This window comes from Desulfotomaculum sp. OF05-3, assembly GCF_003435535.1.
GTDB lineage: Bacteria > Bacillota > Clostridia > Lachnospirales > Lachnospiraceae > Pilosibacter > Pilosibacter fragilis.
This window is the reverse complement of sequence record NZ_QWGO01000033.1, coordinates 15,876-31,482: the sequence shown is the minus strand read 5'-3', so window position 1 is coordinate 31,482 and position 15,607 is coordinate 15,876. Positions and strand designations below refer to the sequence as shown.

Here is a 15,607-nt window from a genome sequence, read left to right as displayed (position 1 = left end):
AGCCACAAGTGTTACAAAAAAGCTTGACCACAACATCCGGATGAATGCGACACGCTCAAACACTATGCGGTCAATGGTATTATTGCCAATGCTGACAACAAGCGACTGAAAGAAAAATTGGCTTCCGCAGAAAAGACGGTTTCCATCTGGAAGCAGCGGTATGAAGCGGTAAGCGAAAAATATATGGAACTCAAACAGAAAGCCCAACCCTTTCTGGATGCACTGGAAATCGCATCCGAAAAGGTTCGGGCTTTTATCAATTCTATCCTCATCAGAGGAAAGGAAACACAGGAACACGAACACCCTGCCCGGAAGCGTGGACAGGATATGGAACTTTGATGGAGGAATCGCCTATTGAAGAAATATTATGAGGAAGCGAAATATAATGCGGCATTTGACCGCTGTGTGGATGTTATGAGCCAGATGCTCCAGAAGTACGGGCATCAGGTTTTGGATAAATTAGAGCAGGATACTCCGCAAACGGTGGAGTGTTCCAAGGATGATAAGCAAGCGCAGCCTTTGACGGATAAGGCTGCGTAAAAATTTACAATTTACACGTTGCGTACTTGTTGCGGCTATGCTATAATATGTACGCAACGTGTATTTTTGCTTTTTTGGAGAAAAGACGAATGGATTGTAAAAACAGAATTATTAAGTTGCGTGAAAGCACAGGACTGAACCGGAAAGATTTTTGCAAGCTCGTCCATATTCCTTACCGGACTATGACCGAGTGGGAATTGGACAACCGCCATGCACCGGATTATGTGCTTAGACTTTTGGAGTATTATATCCGCAACGAGGGATTGATGGTAAAAGAAATGAGCGAAGGAGGTGGCGATTCTGAAAAAGAAGCAACTTAAATGTTATCTATATACGAGAGTGTCCACCTCCATGCAGGTAGACGGATACAGCTTGGATGCCCAGCGGGACAAGTTGCGGAAGTATGCGGCATACGAGGATATGGTCGTTGCCGGGGAGTATTCTGACGAAGGATTTTCCGGCAAGAACATCCAAGGGAGGCAGGAGTTTCAACGGATGCTGAACGACATCCAGGACTGCAAAGACGGCGTTTCCTATGTGCTTGTCTTTAAGCTCTCCAGATTTGGCAGAAATGCAGCCGATGTTCTGAACTCTTTGCAGCTCATGCAGGATTTTGGTGTCAACCTGATTTGCGTGGAGGATGGCATTGACAGCTCCAAGGATGCCGGAAAGCTTATGATTTCCGTGCTGTCTGCGGTGGCGGAAATCGAGCGAGAGAATATCCGCACACAGACAATGGCAGGACGGGAGCAAAAGGCTCGTGAGGGCAAATGGAACGGCGGTTTCGCTCCCTATGGATACAAATTGGAAAGCGGAAACCTTGTCATTGCGGAGGATGAAGTGGAAGTAATCCGTGTTATTTATGACCGCTACATCCATACCAATGAGGGCGTTGCCGGAGTTGCCAAATATCTCAACCGCAACGGGTTTGTGAAGAAGCTGCGGCAAAATAACACCATCCCCGGATTTTCAAGGAACTTCGTGCAGGACGTACTGGATAATCCCGTTTATATGGGTAAAATTGCTTATGGCAGACGGAGAACCGAAAAGAGGCAAGGTACAAGAAATGAGATGCACGTGGTCGAGCAGTCGGAGTTCCCTGTTTACGATGGTCAGCATGAAGCCATCATTTCCGAAGAAGATTGGTATCTGGCACAGGAAAAGCGCAAGATCAATTCCTTTAAGCGGGAAAAGGTCAACAATCCAGACCACGCACACATCCTATCCGGTATTTTGAAATGCCCGTGTTGCGGAAAGAGTATGTACGGCAATACTGCCAAGGCTCATAGCAAGGACAAGAAAACACGGTATTATTACTACTGCAAAAATACGGTTACGCCGACGGGACATGAGTGCAGCTTCCGGCTGAATATCGAGCAGACGGAAATCAACAAATTTGTGGCGAAGGTCATCTCCGCTATGGTCAGCAATCCACGATTTATAGAAGCAATTCAAGCGAAAATTGGAACGACGGTTGATACAGAGGATATGGAAAAGCAGATCGCCGTTCTGCAAGGACAGCTAAAGCAAGCCTTTGGAACGAAAAGCCGCTTGGAGCGTCAGATGGATACTTTGGACATCAACGATGCCCACTATGACAGAAAAATTTTGGATTTGCAGCGCCGATATGATGAACAGTATGATACGATAGAAGAAATCGAAGTTCAGATTGGCGAATTGCAAAGTCAGATACGCAGCATCCAGCAGGAGAAAATCTCCGGCGATAACATTTATCGGCTCTTACTGGCATTTGATGAAGTCTACCATTCCGCAACGGAAGCAGAACAGAAAGAGTTTATGAAAGCCTTTATCGAGCGAATTGAGATGTTCCCGGAAAAGAGAAAAGACGGAAGCTGGATAAAGAAGATTGTATTCAACTTCCCTGTGCCTGTTGATGGCGAGGAAGTGAAAGAACTTCCCTTGGAAACTGAAACAACAGTCGAGACGGTATGCCTTCTGTCAAGAAAAGCCCAATAAATCAAAGGATTTCGCTATTTTGGAAATAAAATAGATGTGTGTTTCTGTTTCCGTAGAATGGGTATGAGGGAATTGATTTACCCCAGGGATAAGATTTTCGGAATTATCAGTATACATTTTGGCAGAAGGAATACTTTTTCGCAAAAGAGAAGGAAGATGACGATATGAGAAGAAGAAAAGAAGAGTATAAGCAAAATAATTTCAATGGAAATGTGAATTTTACAGGAAAAACTCAAATTGCAGCAGGAGATATTATCAATAATATCTCGGAAGAGAAGCAAAAGACGGTAAATTATGATCCAGAACCAAAATGGCGTAGTCCATTTACTTTAGCTGTTTTAACATGGATTAGCACTATTATTGCAATTGTAGGAATATTTCCGTTTGCCAAAATAGTAAAAAGTATAGTTTGCTTTTTTAGAGGGATGAATGGAAACACAATAAGTTTAGATATGCAGAAATATTCTGTTATTTTTATAATATTTGTATTTTTGTTTTTAATCTTTTTTACACTTAGAAGAATTGCTAAAAAGCAAACGAGACATCCTTTGTTTTTCAATTTTGCAATTAGTGGTTATGGGAATAGATTGACCATAGAGAAAATACATATTGAAGGATGCCCTCAATGTGGGGGCAAAATGAAATATTATAATAAACCAGTGGAATGGAGAGAAATTCTTCGTAGTGATGGAAGCACGAAACGTGAAGTGACAAAAAGAATACCTGTGTTAGAATGTAGGCGAAATGCAGAACATTGGTATGCAGTTGATCCTGCTGAGGACAGGGTAAAGTAGTAACATTAAAAGGAATTTTCAAATGGTTAAGGTATTTACCCCACCCCTTAAGTTAATAGTGTCACTTTCGCTATGCAGTATAAAATCAAAGTTCAGGGAAATATTGAAACGGTTTGTCTGCTTTCAAAGAAACCTTGATTTTCTGCGGTTTGTGGGATATTAAGGAGCCGTAAGGAATATCCAACTGTAAAACTGTCAATGAAAAAAACTGGTGGTATATTTCATGATCGTTTTATCGTGTTGGATTATGGGACGGCTGATGAGAGAGTTTTTCTGTGTGGTGCTTCTTCCAAGGATGCCGGGGCTAGAATAACAAGCATCGTTGAGGATTATGGAACAGCTAAATACAACTCTGTTATTGCAGGATTATTGAAAAATTCGCCATTAGTATTACCGAAATAGGAGTGTGAGATTATTGAAGAAGAAAACAAGATGTTACATATATACTCGTGTATCTACGGCTATTCAGGTTGACGGCTATAGTCTTGATGCACAGAAGGACAAGCTAAGAAAATATTCAGAATTTTAAGATATGTAGATTGTAGGAGGCATCTTTATGGATCAGCTTGTTACCCAAGTCCGTACGCAGTAATGGATCACTATGGTCCTCGAACAGAGAAACAGTGGCCAGACCGTTAAGTCCTGGTGTAAGGAAAACCACATCAGTGAAAACTGCTTTTATTATCGGCAGCATCGAATCAGAGAACTCATTGAAAACGAGGTTCCCAGGTTTGTTGAAATCCATCAGCCAGATGTTCCGACCGTAGGAAACATCGAAACTTTAAAGAGTGTAGCGATCATCCGCTCTGGAAAGCTGCAGATCGATCTCGACAATTCTGCATCTGAGGAGCTGCTTGACCGGATCGTGAGGGTTCTGAATGCTCAATAATGCCAGCGGGATCGATGTTCAATTAGATAAACCTCATATAGACATCGAATTGTATGGAACGGATACTAGTATAGCACCTATTGATAAATAGGAGAAACAAGGGGGAGGACAAACAATGGCAGTGCCAAAATACGATGAATTGATGAAGCCTCTGCTGACAGCAGTAAAAGACGGTGAGGTCTATAAAATTAGTGATGTTACGGCTATCTTAGCGAAAAAGCTGAATCTGTCAGAGGAAGACCTTGCAGAAATGCTTCCAAGTGGCCGGCAGACTGTGTTTAAAAACAGAGTTGCATGGGCGAAGACATATCTGAAAAAGGCAGGACTTCTTGACAGTCCTGCCCGCGCAGCGATTGTTATTACGGAGGCCGGAAAGAAGGTTGCTGCAGAAAATCCGGAAAAAATAGATTCCAAATATCTGGAACAGTTTCCGTCATTTGTAGATTTCGCATCGGTTTCGAAACCTTCAAATGGTAATGATCCGGAACCTGGAATTTCCAGACCAACGGATCTCACACCGGATGATCAGCTCGAGGATGCATACAAGCAGATCAATGCGGGTCTTGCTTCGGATTTACTGAGTGAGATTTTGAAGATTTCGCCATACACATTTGAAAAGCTTGTGATCGATCTTCTCTCGAAGATGGGGTATGGGACTGTGGCCTACGGAAGTCATGCTACGGCAGCTTCCGGAGATGATGGAATTGATGGCATTATCATGGAAGACAAGCTGGGGTTCTCTCTGATCTATATGCAGGCTAAGAAATGGGCACCGGACAGAGCTGTCGGGCAGCCGGAGATTCAGAGCTTTGTCGGTGCAATCGCCGGGAAACATGGCGATGGACTTTTCGTTACGACAGCCAGATTCTCACAGAAGGCGAAGGATTATGCAAATATCCATCATATTATTCTGATCGATGGAGAGAAACTTGCGAATCTGATGATCGAACATAATTTTTGCGTTGCAACACGGAAAACATTCGAAATTAAGGCGATCGATACAGATGCTCTGGCGGAATATCAGGACGAATAGAGCGGATAACGAAACAGCACATAAATACGAAAGATCGGGGATAAACAGAATGGCAGTCCTCCTCATAATTATTAAAAAATAAAGTTTGTGCACTGAAATGCAAAAACTATTTAAATACGACAGTTTTTGCATTTTACAAAAAGAAAACACAACAAATCCTGCGTCCTGCCATCTTTGTGAACACCGGAAGATCCGCTGTGGATACAATACAGGTGCTTCTGCCTACGATGACAGATACCCATCCAGTGGAGGTGTTTTCCGTTAAAATGAAAAGTGCCACTTCTAGTGACACTTTTTCAACACTCTCTCACACAGATATCCTTCCCGCACCCCGTATTTGCTGACGATCAGCTGCTGGGCCTGGAAGAGGTGGAAAACATGCTGCAGGACGAGGAGACCGGGGATCAGGGTGTGGACGCGGTCGCTTCCAGCTGGAGGATCAGGTCGCTGGCGGCCTTTTTTCTGCTGGTGAGCAGGTGGCGGAATAAAGGAATGCCATATCGGCAAGACCCTGCGGCAGAATAAGAGAAAATAAGTTATGAGGAGAACATGGAAACGGTGGGACACGCGTAATCAGAAATGAGGAGAAGGTCTTCGTTGATATGATCAACTGCGGAAATGTTGTAGTGTGATTAGCTAAAAGGCAGCATCATGCGGTAACAGCTGCGTTAGTTTATGGATGAAATTTTATATGAAATCATGTATAATGGATTTAAAGAATGGGCGGGCACAGTTATTTACGGGCATCAATTTTTTGGAATGAAAAACTCCGTATGATATAGCAGCGGATATGAAAAATAAAACAGATGAGGAATTGAAGAATGGAAGGAAATTTAACAAAAGGCCCCATCATGAAGACACTGGTGAAGTTAGCAGTTCCGATCATGGCATCATCGTTTCTTGGAACTCTTTACAACATCACGGACATGGCGTGGATCGGACTTCTTGGCTCCAAGGCAGTGGCGGGAGTCGGCGTCGGGGGAATGTTTACCTGGCTTTCCCAGGGGCTGGCGTCCATGGCGCGTATGGGAGGACAGGTTCAGGTCGCACAGTGCATCGGGCGCGGTGACCGGAAAAAAGCGCATGGGTTCGCACAGGCAGCTGTGCAGCTGGCGGCAGTGATGGGGATCATGTATGCGGTGATCTGCCTGGTCTTTGCAGAGCAGATGGTAGGATTTTTCCAGCTTGAGGATGCTGAGGCGCATGCGGCTGCTCTGGCGTATACAAAGATCGCCTGCGGGCTGATCGTATTTTCCTTTTTGACATTGACGCTTACCGGACTCTATACGGCGCAGGGGGACTCAAAAACGCCGTTTATCGCAAATCTCATCGGACTTGTGATGAACATGATCCTGGATCCCGTCCTGATCCTGGGGCCGGGACCGTTTCCGAAATTTGGCGTAGCCGGGGCGGCGGTGGCAACCGTGACAGCGCAGGCGATCGTCATGAGTGTCATGGTCGTCGGGATTGCCGTTCAGAAGAAGGAAAATGTGCTGAAAGGAATCCGGCTTTTTGCGAAGATCCCGTCAGAACTTCTGCGGGGGATCTGCAGGATCGGGATCCCGACCGCGCTTCAGGGAATGGCGTACTGCGGGATTTCCATGATCTTAACACGGATGGTGTCCGGGTACGGCGCGGAGGCGGTCGCCACGCAGAGAGTCGGCGGACAGATCGAGTCGATCTCCTGGAACACCGCGGATGGTTTTGCGGCGGCGTTAAACGCGTTTGTGGCGCAGAACTACGGGGCAGGGGAGAAGGAACGTGTCAGAAAGGGATATCATGTGTCGCTCTGGACGGTCGGGCTCTGGGGCATTCTGGTCTCCGCAATATTTATCTGCTTCCCGGGCGCGATCGCGGATGTCTTTTTCCATGAGCCGAAGGCGGTGGAGATTGCGATCGGATATCTTGTGATCATAGGCTTCGGTGAGGCGTTCATGTGCGTGGAGCTGACGACGATCGGTGCGCTTTCCGGACTTGGAAGGACGCGCCTCTGCAGTGTGATCAGCGTCGCGTTTACGAGTGCCAGGATCCCGCTCGCGGTCATTCTTTCCGAATCTATGGGACTTCACGGGATCTGGTGGGCGCTGACGTCTACGTCGGTCGTGAAGGGGATCATCTTTACTTGTACCTTTTTCTGGATCATGAGGAAGAAAACATCATAAAAAATTTCTGACCATGAAAACCATAAAGAGGAACGGGTTCCTGTTACGGTATGCGGACCGAAAGAACCGGTGCACCGGAATGCAGAAATAGAGGTTCTGCATGGATCAATAGGGTGTTCTGTTGACGTTTGGCACATGCGAATCATCCGTCAAAGTTACCGGGATAAAGCGGAAAATAAGAAATTGAGAAAAAACAAGGCAGTATGACAGTTTTTGAGGAAAACAGTATGGAAGAACGATTGATATTTCACGTGGATGTGAACAGTGCCTTTTTATCGTGGGAGGCGGCAAGACGCGTGAAAGAGGGACTTCCGGATCTTCGCGAGATCCCGTCCTGCATCGGCGGAGATCCGAAGTCTCGGCGCGGGATCGTCGTGGCAAAATCGATCCCGGCGAAAAAGTACGGGGTCACGACCGGGGAGCCGGTGGCGCTGGCGCTGCGAAAATGTCCGGATCTTGTCTGTGTTCCGGGAGATTTTGCGCTGTTTGACCGGTGCTCGAGAGCGTTTAAGAAGATCTGCGCCTCCTACGCGCCGGTCATGGAGTCGTTTTCGATCGATGAGGTCTTCCTTGACATGAGCGGAACGCACCTGATCTATCCGGATCCTGTGGCGGTGGCTCATGAGATCAAGGATAAGATCCGGGATGAGCTAGGCTTTACGGTCAATGTCGGCATCGGTACGAATAAGCTCCTGGCGAAGATGGCCTCGGATTTTGAAAAGCCGGATAAGGTACACACGCTGTTTCCGTCGGAGATCCCGGAGAAGATGTGGCCGCTTCCCGTGCGGGACCTTTTATTCCTCGGAAAAGCCTCGGAGCAGAAACTTCTGCGGGCCGGGATCAAAACGATCGGAGATATGGCAAAAAGCGATGAGGCGGAGATCCGGCAGCTTCTGGGAGATAAGAATGGACGTCAGCTGTACCGGTACGCCAACGGGATCGATGATTCCCCAGTGCGCAGCGAGAGGGAGGAGGCCAAAGGCTACAGCGCAGAGACTACGGTGGAAGAGGATATCGTGACGTATGAACAGGCACTTTCCCTGCTTCTTGCGCAGTGTGATGTGGTGGCAGCCAGGATGCGCAGAGACGGGAAGAAATGCAGCTGTGTCGCGGTGACTTACCGGACGCTGGATTTTAAGACGAGATCACACCAGAAAAATTTTGAGGATCCGACGGATGTGACGGAGGAGATCTTCGCACAGGTGAAGAAACTGTTATATGAGTGCTGGAAATGTGAACCGCTGCGCCTGATCGGGGTGGCGCTCACTGATCTGACTTCGGATGAGTTTCGCCAGATGTCCCTCTTTGAAAACACGGAGGACCGTGAAAAGCAGAAGAAAGTGGATGAGACGATCGATGACATCCGCAGGCGCTTCGGAAACGGAATGATCGTCCGGGGCAGTACGATCAGTACGGCAGGAAAAGTCGCGAGAAAGGCGAGAGCGCAGCTTGACAGGGACCTGGAAGGAAAACAGGAAAGATAGGTGGATCGGCCCTTTAGGTGTAGAAATTTTTCGAATTGAAAATTCTGCATGATGCTGGCAGCGTATGATGCCGGCAGTTAATGTCCACATGTGGAAATTTTCTGAACTGAAAATTCCATACAATGCAGTTGTGGCAGCCGATCTTGCCGATTTGGGATTTTGGATACAGATCATTTTTTCCTTGCATATTTTTAGGGATGCGTTATAATAACACTAACAAAAACAGGGGAGCTCGTTGGCGGGCTGAGAGGAAGTGATCGAACTTCGACCCTTTACCTGATGCGGATAATGCCGTCGTAGGAAGTCATGAGATGAATTTTTACAGGGGATATCCGCGGAGGTGTCTCCTGTTTTTTGTTTAAGTACACTTCGAGAAAGGAGAAACGGGATCCGCCGGATGGCGGCGGGCCGAGGGGGAGCGCCCTGGGCCTTGTATGAATTCAGCGATGGGAAGCCGTGTTCCGGCGTGAGAGGATGCCAGTAAGCATCGACCGACTTCCATACAGGGATCCTGAGAGGAAACCTGGACGTTTTTTGCGAAAGTGCGTGGATTATTTTTCATGAGTGGGAATTTTCCAAACGGAATATTCCGCATGATACAGGAATGCCCACGTGATCATTCGCCTTTGGAAGCGCTGCGGTCATACAGTCGTTTCCTTAATAATTGTAATGGTTCAGTACCTTCAAGTCTGTGATTGATTAAGGCTTACGACTTACTGAACCGTTACAAAAAACTTTCAAAGGAGGAATGTGCGGCCAATTTCAGGATCAATGGTCACACAACAAAGATCATGAAACAGACAAATACGAAAAAATTAGCGGTAGCAGCCGTTTTCTGTGCTGTCGCAGTGGCAGGAAGCTTATTTTCATTCCCGGTATTCGGGAGCAAGTGTTCCCCGGTACAGCATATGGTGAATATTCTCTGTGCGGTTCTCTTGGGGCCGGGATACGGACTGGGTGCGGCATTCGCGGCGGCGCTGATCCGGAATCTTCTGGGACTTGGAAGCCTGATGGCATTTCCTGGCAGTATGTTCGGCGCGCTGATCTGCGGACTTGTGTATAAGAAGACGCAGAATATTCCGGCGACACTGATCGGTGAGGTATTTGGAACATCGGTTCTTGGCGGACTCACGGCCTATCCGGTAGCGATCTTCCTTATGGGAAAGAGTGCGGCAGGTCTGGCATTTTACGCATATGTGATCCCGTTCCTTGTTTCAACTGCCGGAGGCGCGGTGATCAGCGGCGTGCTGATCTACAGCTTAAAGAAAGCCAATATCCTTGCAGGTATGCAGGAAGCAATGGGACAGTAGAGGAGAGAAGCATGTTAAAACAGATGTTTGATCAGGTGCGGGAGAAGAGCCCGCTGATCCATAATATTACGAACTATGTGACGGTCAATGACTGTGCGAACATGGTTCTGGCCTGCGGGGCTTCCCCGATCATGGCGGACGATAAAGAGGAGGTCGCGGAGATCCAGACGATCTGCGCAGGCCTCAATATCAATATCGGTACGCTGAACAGCCGTACCATCGAGTCCATGAAGATCGCGGGAATGCGGGCCAATGAGCTGGGACACCCGGCAGTGCTGGATCCGGTGGGCGTCGGGGCATCGACACTCCGGACATCGACAGCTAACGAACTCTTAAAAACGGTAAAATTCACCGTGATCCGCGGGAATATTTCCGAGATCAAGACGCTTGCGGTGGGAACAGGGACCACAAAGGGTGTGGATGCGGATATCGCAGACCGTGTAACCGAAGAGAACCTTGACGAGGCGGTGGCATTCGTGAAGAAATTTGCGGAGAGGACAGGGTCAGTGATCGCGGTCACAGGCGCTATTGATATCGTGGCGGACGCAAAAAAAGCGTACTGCATCTACAATGGCCATCCGATGATGTCCTCCATCACGGGAACCGGCTGCCAGCTTTCTGCTCTTACAGCAGCATTTGTGACTGCAAATCAGGAGCATCCGCTTGAGGCGGCAGCAGCGGCAGTCTGCGCTATGGGACTCGCAGGGGAGATCGCCCATAAACGGCTGACACCGCAGGATGGGAACGCAACGTACCGGAATTATATTATTGACGCGATCTATCATATGGATGGGGATGAGCTGGAGCGCGGGGCGAAGTTTGAAGTAAAATAGGACTTGAAATTATGCCGATGCCCACATATACTGTGTATAGTATTTCAGACAGAAGGAAATGAACAGCATGGTCATTGATGAAGAACTTTACAGGCAGTATCTGCGCGGCGATGAAGCAGGACTTGAGGCTTTAATGAGAAAATACGGTAACCCGCTGACCCTATACATCAATGGCTATCTGCATGATGTCCACGAAGCGGAGGACCTGATGATCGAAGTCTTTTCCTATCTGTTCACAAAAAAGCCACGCATCCGGGACGGTGGTCTTAAGGCTTACCTGTATAAAGCAGCGCGGCACATGGCTCTGCGCCATAAAAGCAGACATCGGCTTTTCTTCAGCCTCGATGACCTGACGGAAGAACCGGATGGAAAGACGTTGGTGGAAGAGGTCATTCGGACTAAGGAACGGGATCAGATCCTGCATATCTGTATGGATGAGCTGAAGGCGGATTATCGGGAAGCTCTTTATCTGACCTATTTTGAGGGTATGAGCTACCGGCAGGCCGCTGAGATCATGGGAAAAAGTGAGAAGCAGATCACCAATATGGTATACCGGGGAAAAGCGCGTCTGCGTGGATTACTGGAGCGGGAGGGAATTACCAATGCGAAGTAATGAGGAACGGATCGTGGAAGTAAAACGTCGTATTGCGGAAAAAGAATACAAAAAAAGACTGCGGAGAGAATGGGCTGCAGCAGTTTGCTGCGTGGCCGCATGTCTTGCGGTGATCGTAGGTGTTTCCCTTTCCATGCCTGATACTGTCAGCCGGATTGAGATGGGAACTTCCTCTGGCTTTGAAACAGCGGCGACGATGTTAGGCGGCAGCACCGCACTTGGATATATCGTGGTCGGACTGCTCGCTTTTGTTCTCGGCGTGTGCGTGACGGTGCTATGTTTCCGCATCCGTAGACTGAACGAAGAAGAACAGACAGGGGAGCAAAAGGGGGAAAATACAGATGGAAGTCATCAGTAACCTCTTGCAAGCCGCGGTTACCCTGTTAGGCTTTTTTCTGGGCGGTATCCGGTATCTGAAAAGCCGGAAACAGGAGTATTTCCTGCTGACCTGCTTTTATGGCTGTTTCTTCCTTGGATCCTTCTACTGGACGCTGTATCTGCTCTTATTTTCCAAAACGCCGCAGGTCTTTTATGTGTCAGAGTTCGGCTGGGTTGCAAGTGTCATTTTCCTTTCCATGCTGCAATACACGCTTTCTTCGGAAGAAGAAAGGAGATTTCCGTGCAGGAAGGCCTTAAGTGCTGTCCTGATCGGTGTTCCGCTGTGCATGTTTTACTGCACATTTGGAGACATCCTCTCCAATCTGCTCTGGTGCGGTATGATGATCATTGTTTCCTGTTTTTCTATCCGGGGACTTGCCTATGCCAGAAGGCAGAGGGGAACTGCAAATAATATGAAATATTTTCATATCTGGGTCCTTTGCTATGCGACATTAGAATATGCCCTCTGGACTTCTGGCTGCTTCTGGCCGGGAGATTCCATTTTCAGCCCATACTGCTGGTTTGATCTTCTGCTGGCAGGCTGTCTGCTCGCTTTGCTGCCGGCAATGGGAAAGGCGGTGCAGGAATGACGTATATTGAAAATGTTTTTATCTGTATGGCATCGCCGTTACTGATCGCCGCCCTGTGCATGGGAAAACAACAGACAAAATTCTTTCTGTTCTGCCTTGCAGGAATGGGGGCGTGTCTTCTTTCCGCTTATATCAATACCTTTTTCGCTGAACTTTGTGGTGCGGATACCTTTGCCGCCACTGCGGAGATCGCCCCGGTGGTGGAGGAAGTCATGAAGCTTCTGCCTTTGCTTTTTTACCTGCTGATATTTGAGCCAAAGACGGAACAGATCAAAATCTCCGCCGTGATCACAGCTCTTTCCTTTGCCACCTTTGAAAATATCTGCTACCTGATCCAAAATGGAGCCGGACATTTTTCCTTTATTTTTTTCCGGGGGATCGGAACAGGAGCGATGCATGTGATCTGCGGAGCCATTGTAGGCGGAGGCCTTGCGTATGTGTGGCAGCGGACCTGGCTGAAGATTGCCGGAACCTGCGGTCTGCTGGGAGCAGCCATCACGTTTCACGCGCTCTATAATCTGCTGATCGCTTACGGCGGCGCAGTGCAGTATGCTGCCTATGTTCTGCCTGTAATGATCTTGGCAGCGGGAAAGCTGATTGCCCGCCGTCTGACATCGTAATATAATTTTATTTTGTGATTTTTGGGAGCTGTTTTTAAGCAGCTCTCATTTTTTTTGAAAAATCTGCTTTCCGGGTGAGAGTTTTTCCGGATTTTTGTACCTATATAAGTGAAAGGCCTTTAAGCTGAGTTTTCAGAAAGGAGGTTTTGTGTGCATGTACGATACACAAAAGCGTGTTGCACTGGCAAAGGAGCGTATAGCGGAATCTCGCCGCCGACAGGCGCGGCGAAGCATTCGCAGTCTGTCGGCACTGTGCGTTCTGCTGTTTTTGTCTCTTCTGGGAACGGTAGGGACGGTGCAGAGCCAGCCGATGGATGCCGTGGGAATGTACGGAGCGATCCTGCTGCATGAGGGTGTTGGCGGATATGTGCTGGAAGCGGTCATTTCCTTTACCGCGGCAGTTGTGCTCACTGCTTTCTATATCAAGTTCAGAAAAAGGAAACAGATACCATAGAAATGGGGGAAAATCAATGAGAAAGCCAGAAAAACAAAAGAAACAAAGAGAACGGATCTATGCGGCACTGCTCGGTATCTGTATGATGCTCTCTTTAGTTTCTGTGCCTGTATTGGCGGCAGAAATGAGAAAAGGGGCGGGCAGCCATGAGCATACCCGGGAATGTTATACGTGGATGGAAAAATGTATCCATGAACATACGCCGGAATGTTATCCGCAGAAGGATATAACGGAACAAGTGGTCACCCCATCTGATGCGGTGGAGCCCACCGAATGCGGCCATGTATGCAGTGAGGAAAGCGGCTGCATCACAAAAGAATTAAATTGTCAATATGGCAGCGAAAGCACTCCAATAACTGCGAAAGCGCTTATGAAAAATAAAGCGATCGCCACCCGGTCCAATGCGCGGAAAGTCTCTTCTATCGATCGCGCACAGGAAATGATCAATGCTTTGCCGGACGTAACAGATATCAATAACGATAACATCGAGGAGGTAAGGCTTCAGTTTAAGGCTGTTGAGGACGCAATGATACAGCTTTCCGTTGAGGACTCGGTCGTACTTGATATCGCTCGCTATCTGAAGGTTGCCGCGGTGCTGTATGGACCGTTTCCTGACATCCAGAATCCTATCCTCGGCACAGATATTAAATGGACGATCAGCAGAGACAATAAGACCATTACGATATCCGGTAAAGGGGAAATGCCTGATTTCGACAATACTAGTTCCGGTAAAAGGTGTCCCTGGGAGGACAAAAAGTCTGAGATTGACAAGGTGGTCATAGAGGAAGGAGTGACAACGATTGGACAAAATGCATTTAGTAAATGCATAAGACTCAGTGAGGTGCAAATTCCAAAAACAGTCAAAACAATAGGGAGTTCCGCTTTTTATGACTGTAACACCCTCAGGCAGATTGATATTCCAAATAGTGTCAAAAAGGTGATGCCCTTCGCGTTTCATAAATGCCCGCAACTTGGGCAAGTTCACACCCATTGGAAAGATCCGGATGAAGCAGAGTTGTCATTGGCATTTTATCTGCCTTATCAGCCCGGTGAATCATGGCCGGAGAATCTGACGATATATGTTCCTGACGCGTATAAAGACAAATTTGCAGCTGCATGGAAAAATTGGAAGGTAAAGGGCGAAACTTACACGGTCTCTTTTAATGGAGACGGAGCACCGGGATATATGGAGTCAGTGGAAGGCATATCCGGGGATTACGTTCTTCCGGAGTCTGGTTTTACATATCAATCAGCGATCCTTGATTACTGGGCGCTGGATAATCCTGATGGAGAGAAAGCGGGCTGTCCGGGAGATATTTTTCCTGTTACGGAGAATGTGGTGTTTTATGCCAGCTGGAGACTTGTGATCGTGATACCGGAGCCAGAAAATCCGGTTGTGTGTATTCACGCATGGGGCGAATGGCAGAGCGATGCCGATAAACATTGGAAGAAATGCTCTAACTGTGATGTCATCGGTAAAGAATCAATACATGAGTGGGATAGCGGCGAAGTGACAATACAGCCCACCTGTACAACCGCAGGCCAGAAAACCTATACCTGTACAGTCTGCTCTGCCACAAAATCAGAAACAATGGATGTGTGCGGCCATGATTTCAGCGTGCAGCAGCATAATGAAACCCGGCATTGGAAGAAATGTTCCCGCTGTGAGGCAGAGGATATCAGGGAAGATCACACCGGTGGAACAGCCACCTGTAAAGATCAGGCGGTGTGTTCTGTCTGCGGCGCGGCTTATGGGGAACTGAATCCAGATCATCACACGGGCGGTACCGAGGTGCGCGGCAGAGTTGAGGCCACCGCCAGCGCGGATGGCTATACGGGGGACACCTATTGTAAGGGCTGTGGTATCAGAATCGCGGCAGGACAGGCTGTCCCGAAGGATCCTACGACCCCGACGACACCTACGACCCCG

At 47.9% G+C, this 15,607-nt stretch carries 17 protein-coding genes and 1 riboswitch; all 17 genes read left to right on the top strand.

The features are described from left to right. Positions 1 to 354: 354 nt before the first annotated feature. Entirely contained in the window at positions 355 to 540 is a 186-nt protein-coding gene (locus tag DXA87_RS14570) for a hypothetical protein (RefSeq protein WP_007488117.1), read from the top strand. 89 nt (positions 541 to 629) lie between these two features. Then, positions 630 to 860 carry a helix-turn-helix transcriptional regulator gene (locus tag DXA87_RS14565; RefSeq protein ID WP_007488123.1) on the top strand — a complete coding sequence of 77 codons (231 nt, stop codon included), beginning with the start codon at positions 630 to 632 and terminating at the stop codon, positions 858 to 860. Beyond that, positions 841 to 2,517, top strand: coding sequence for a recombinase family protein (locus tag DXA87_RS14560; RefSeq protein WP_117505131.1), 1,677 nt, complete (start codon positions 841 to 843; stop codon positions 2,515 to 2,517). The genes DXA87_RS14565 and DXA87_RS14560 overlap by 20 nt, the downstream gene beginning before the upstream one ends. Before the next feature lie 164 nt (positions 2,518 to 2,681). Next, the gene (locus DXA87_RS14555; protein WP_117505125.1) at positions 2,682 to 3,311 is read left to right on the top strand and encodes a hypothetical protein; all 630 of its coding nucleotides are present in this window, start codon (positions 2,682 to 2,684) and stop codon (positions 3,309 to 3,311) included. A gap of 198 nt (positions 3,312 to 3,509) precedes the next feature. Beyond that, entirely contained in the window at positions 3,510 to 3,713 is a 204-nt protein-coding gene (locus tag DXA87_RS14550; RefSeq protein WP_348982241.1) for a hypothetical protein, read from the top strand. 199 nt (positions 3,714 to 3,912) lie between these two features. Further along, the gene (locus DXA87_RS14540; protein ID WP_117505123.1) at positions 3,913 to 4,200 is read left to right on the top strand and encodes a hypothetical protein; all 288 of its coding nucleotides are present in this window, start codon (positions 3,913 to 3,915) and stop codon (positions 4,198 to 4,200) included. A 115-nt stretch (positions 4,201 to 4,315) separates the two neighbouring features. Beyond that, a complete protein-coding gene (locus DXA87_RS14535; protein ID WP_117505121.1) occupies positions 4,316 to 5,233 on the top strand; it encodes a winged helix-turn-helix domain-containing protein in 918 nt (305 codons plus the stop codon). Positions 5,234 to 6,054: 821 nt separating this feature from the next. Next, a complete protein-coding gene (locus DXA87_RS14525; RefSeq protein WP_117505119.1) occupies positions 6,055 to 7,395 on the top strand; it encodes an MATE family efflux transporter in 1,341 nt (446 codons plus the stop codon). Between the two features lie 227 nt (positions 7,396 to 7,622). Then, the gene (locus DXA87_RS14520) at positions 7,623 to 8,879 is read left to right on the top strand and encodes a DNA polymerase IV (protein ID WP_117505117.1); all 1,257 of its coding nucleotides are present in this window, start codon (positions 7,623 to 7,625) and stop codon (positions 8,877 to 8,879) included. Positions 8,880 to 9,093: 214 nt separating this feature from the next. Further along, a riboswitch (TPP riboswitch) is annotated at positions 9,094 to 9,199 on the top strand. 471 nt (positions 9,200 to 9,670) lie between these two features. Further along, complete coding sequence (thiW, locus tag DXA87_RS14515; protein ID WP_117505129.1) at positions 9,671 to 10,189, top strand: energy coupling factor transporter S component ThiW; 519 nt, start codon at positions 9,671 to 9,673, stop codon at positions 10,187 to 10,189. An 11-nt stretch (positions 10,190 to 10,200) separates the two neighbouring features. After that, positions 10,201 to 11,022, top strand: coding sequence for a hydroxyethylthiazole kinase (gene thiM, locus DXA87_RS14510; protein ID WP_117505115.1), 822 nt, complete (start codon positions 10,201 to 10,203; stop codon positions 11,020 to 11,022). Between the two features lie 67 nt (positions 11,023 to 11,089). Next, positions 11,090 to 11,635, top strand: coding sequence for a sigma-70 family RNA polymerase sigma factor (locus tag DXA87_RS14505; protein WP_117505113.1), 546 nt, complete (start codon positions 11,090 to 11,092; stop codon positions 11,633 to 11,635). After that, positions 11,625 to 11,993 carry a DUF4179 domain-containing protein gene (locus DXA87_RS14500; protein WP_117505111.1) on the top strand — a complete coding sequence of 123 codons (369 nt, stop codon included), beginning with the start codon at positions 11,625 to 11,627 and terminating at the stop codon, positions 11,991 to 11,993. The genes DXA87_RS14505 and DXA87_RS14500 overlap by 11 nt, the downstream gene beginning before the upstream one ends. Then, positions 11,977 to 12,603, top strand: coding sequence for a histidine kinase (locus DXA87_RS14495; RefSeq protein ID WP_117505109.1), 627 nt, complete (start codon positions 11,977 to 11,979; stop codon positions 12,601 to 12,603). Before DXA87_RS14500 ends, DXA87_RS14495 begins: the two co-directional genes overlap by 17 nt. Continuing rightward, positions 12,600 to 13,223, top strand: coding sequence for a PrsW family glutamic-type intramembrane protease (locus tag DXA87_RS14490; RefSeq protein WP_117505107.1), 624 nt, complete (start codon positions 12,600 to 12,602; stop codon positions 13,221 to 13,223). The genes DXA87_RS14495 and DXA87_RS14490 overlap by 4 nt, the downstream gene beginning before the upstream one ends. Before the next feature lie 154 nt (positions 13,224 to 13,377). Next, positions 13,378 to 13,677 (top strand): hypothetical protein, encoded by a 300-nt coding sequence (locus tag DXA87_RS14485; protein ID WP_117505105.1) that lies wholly within the window; start codon positions 13,378 to 13,380, stop codon positions 13,675 to 13,677. A gap of 16 nt (positions 13,678 to 13,693) precedes the next feature. After that, the coding region (locus DXA87_RS14480) for a leucine-rich repeat domain-containing protein (RefSeq protein ID WP_199537938.1) at positions 13,694 to 15,607 on the top strand (1,914 nt) is incomplete at its 3' end.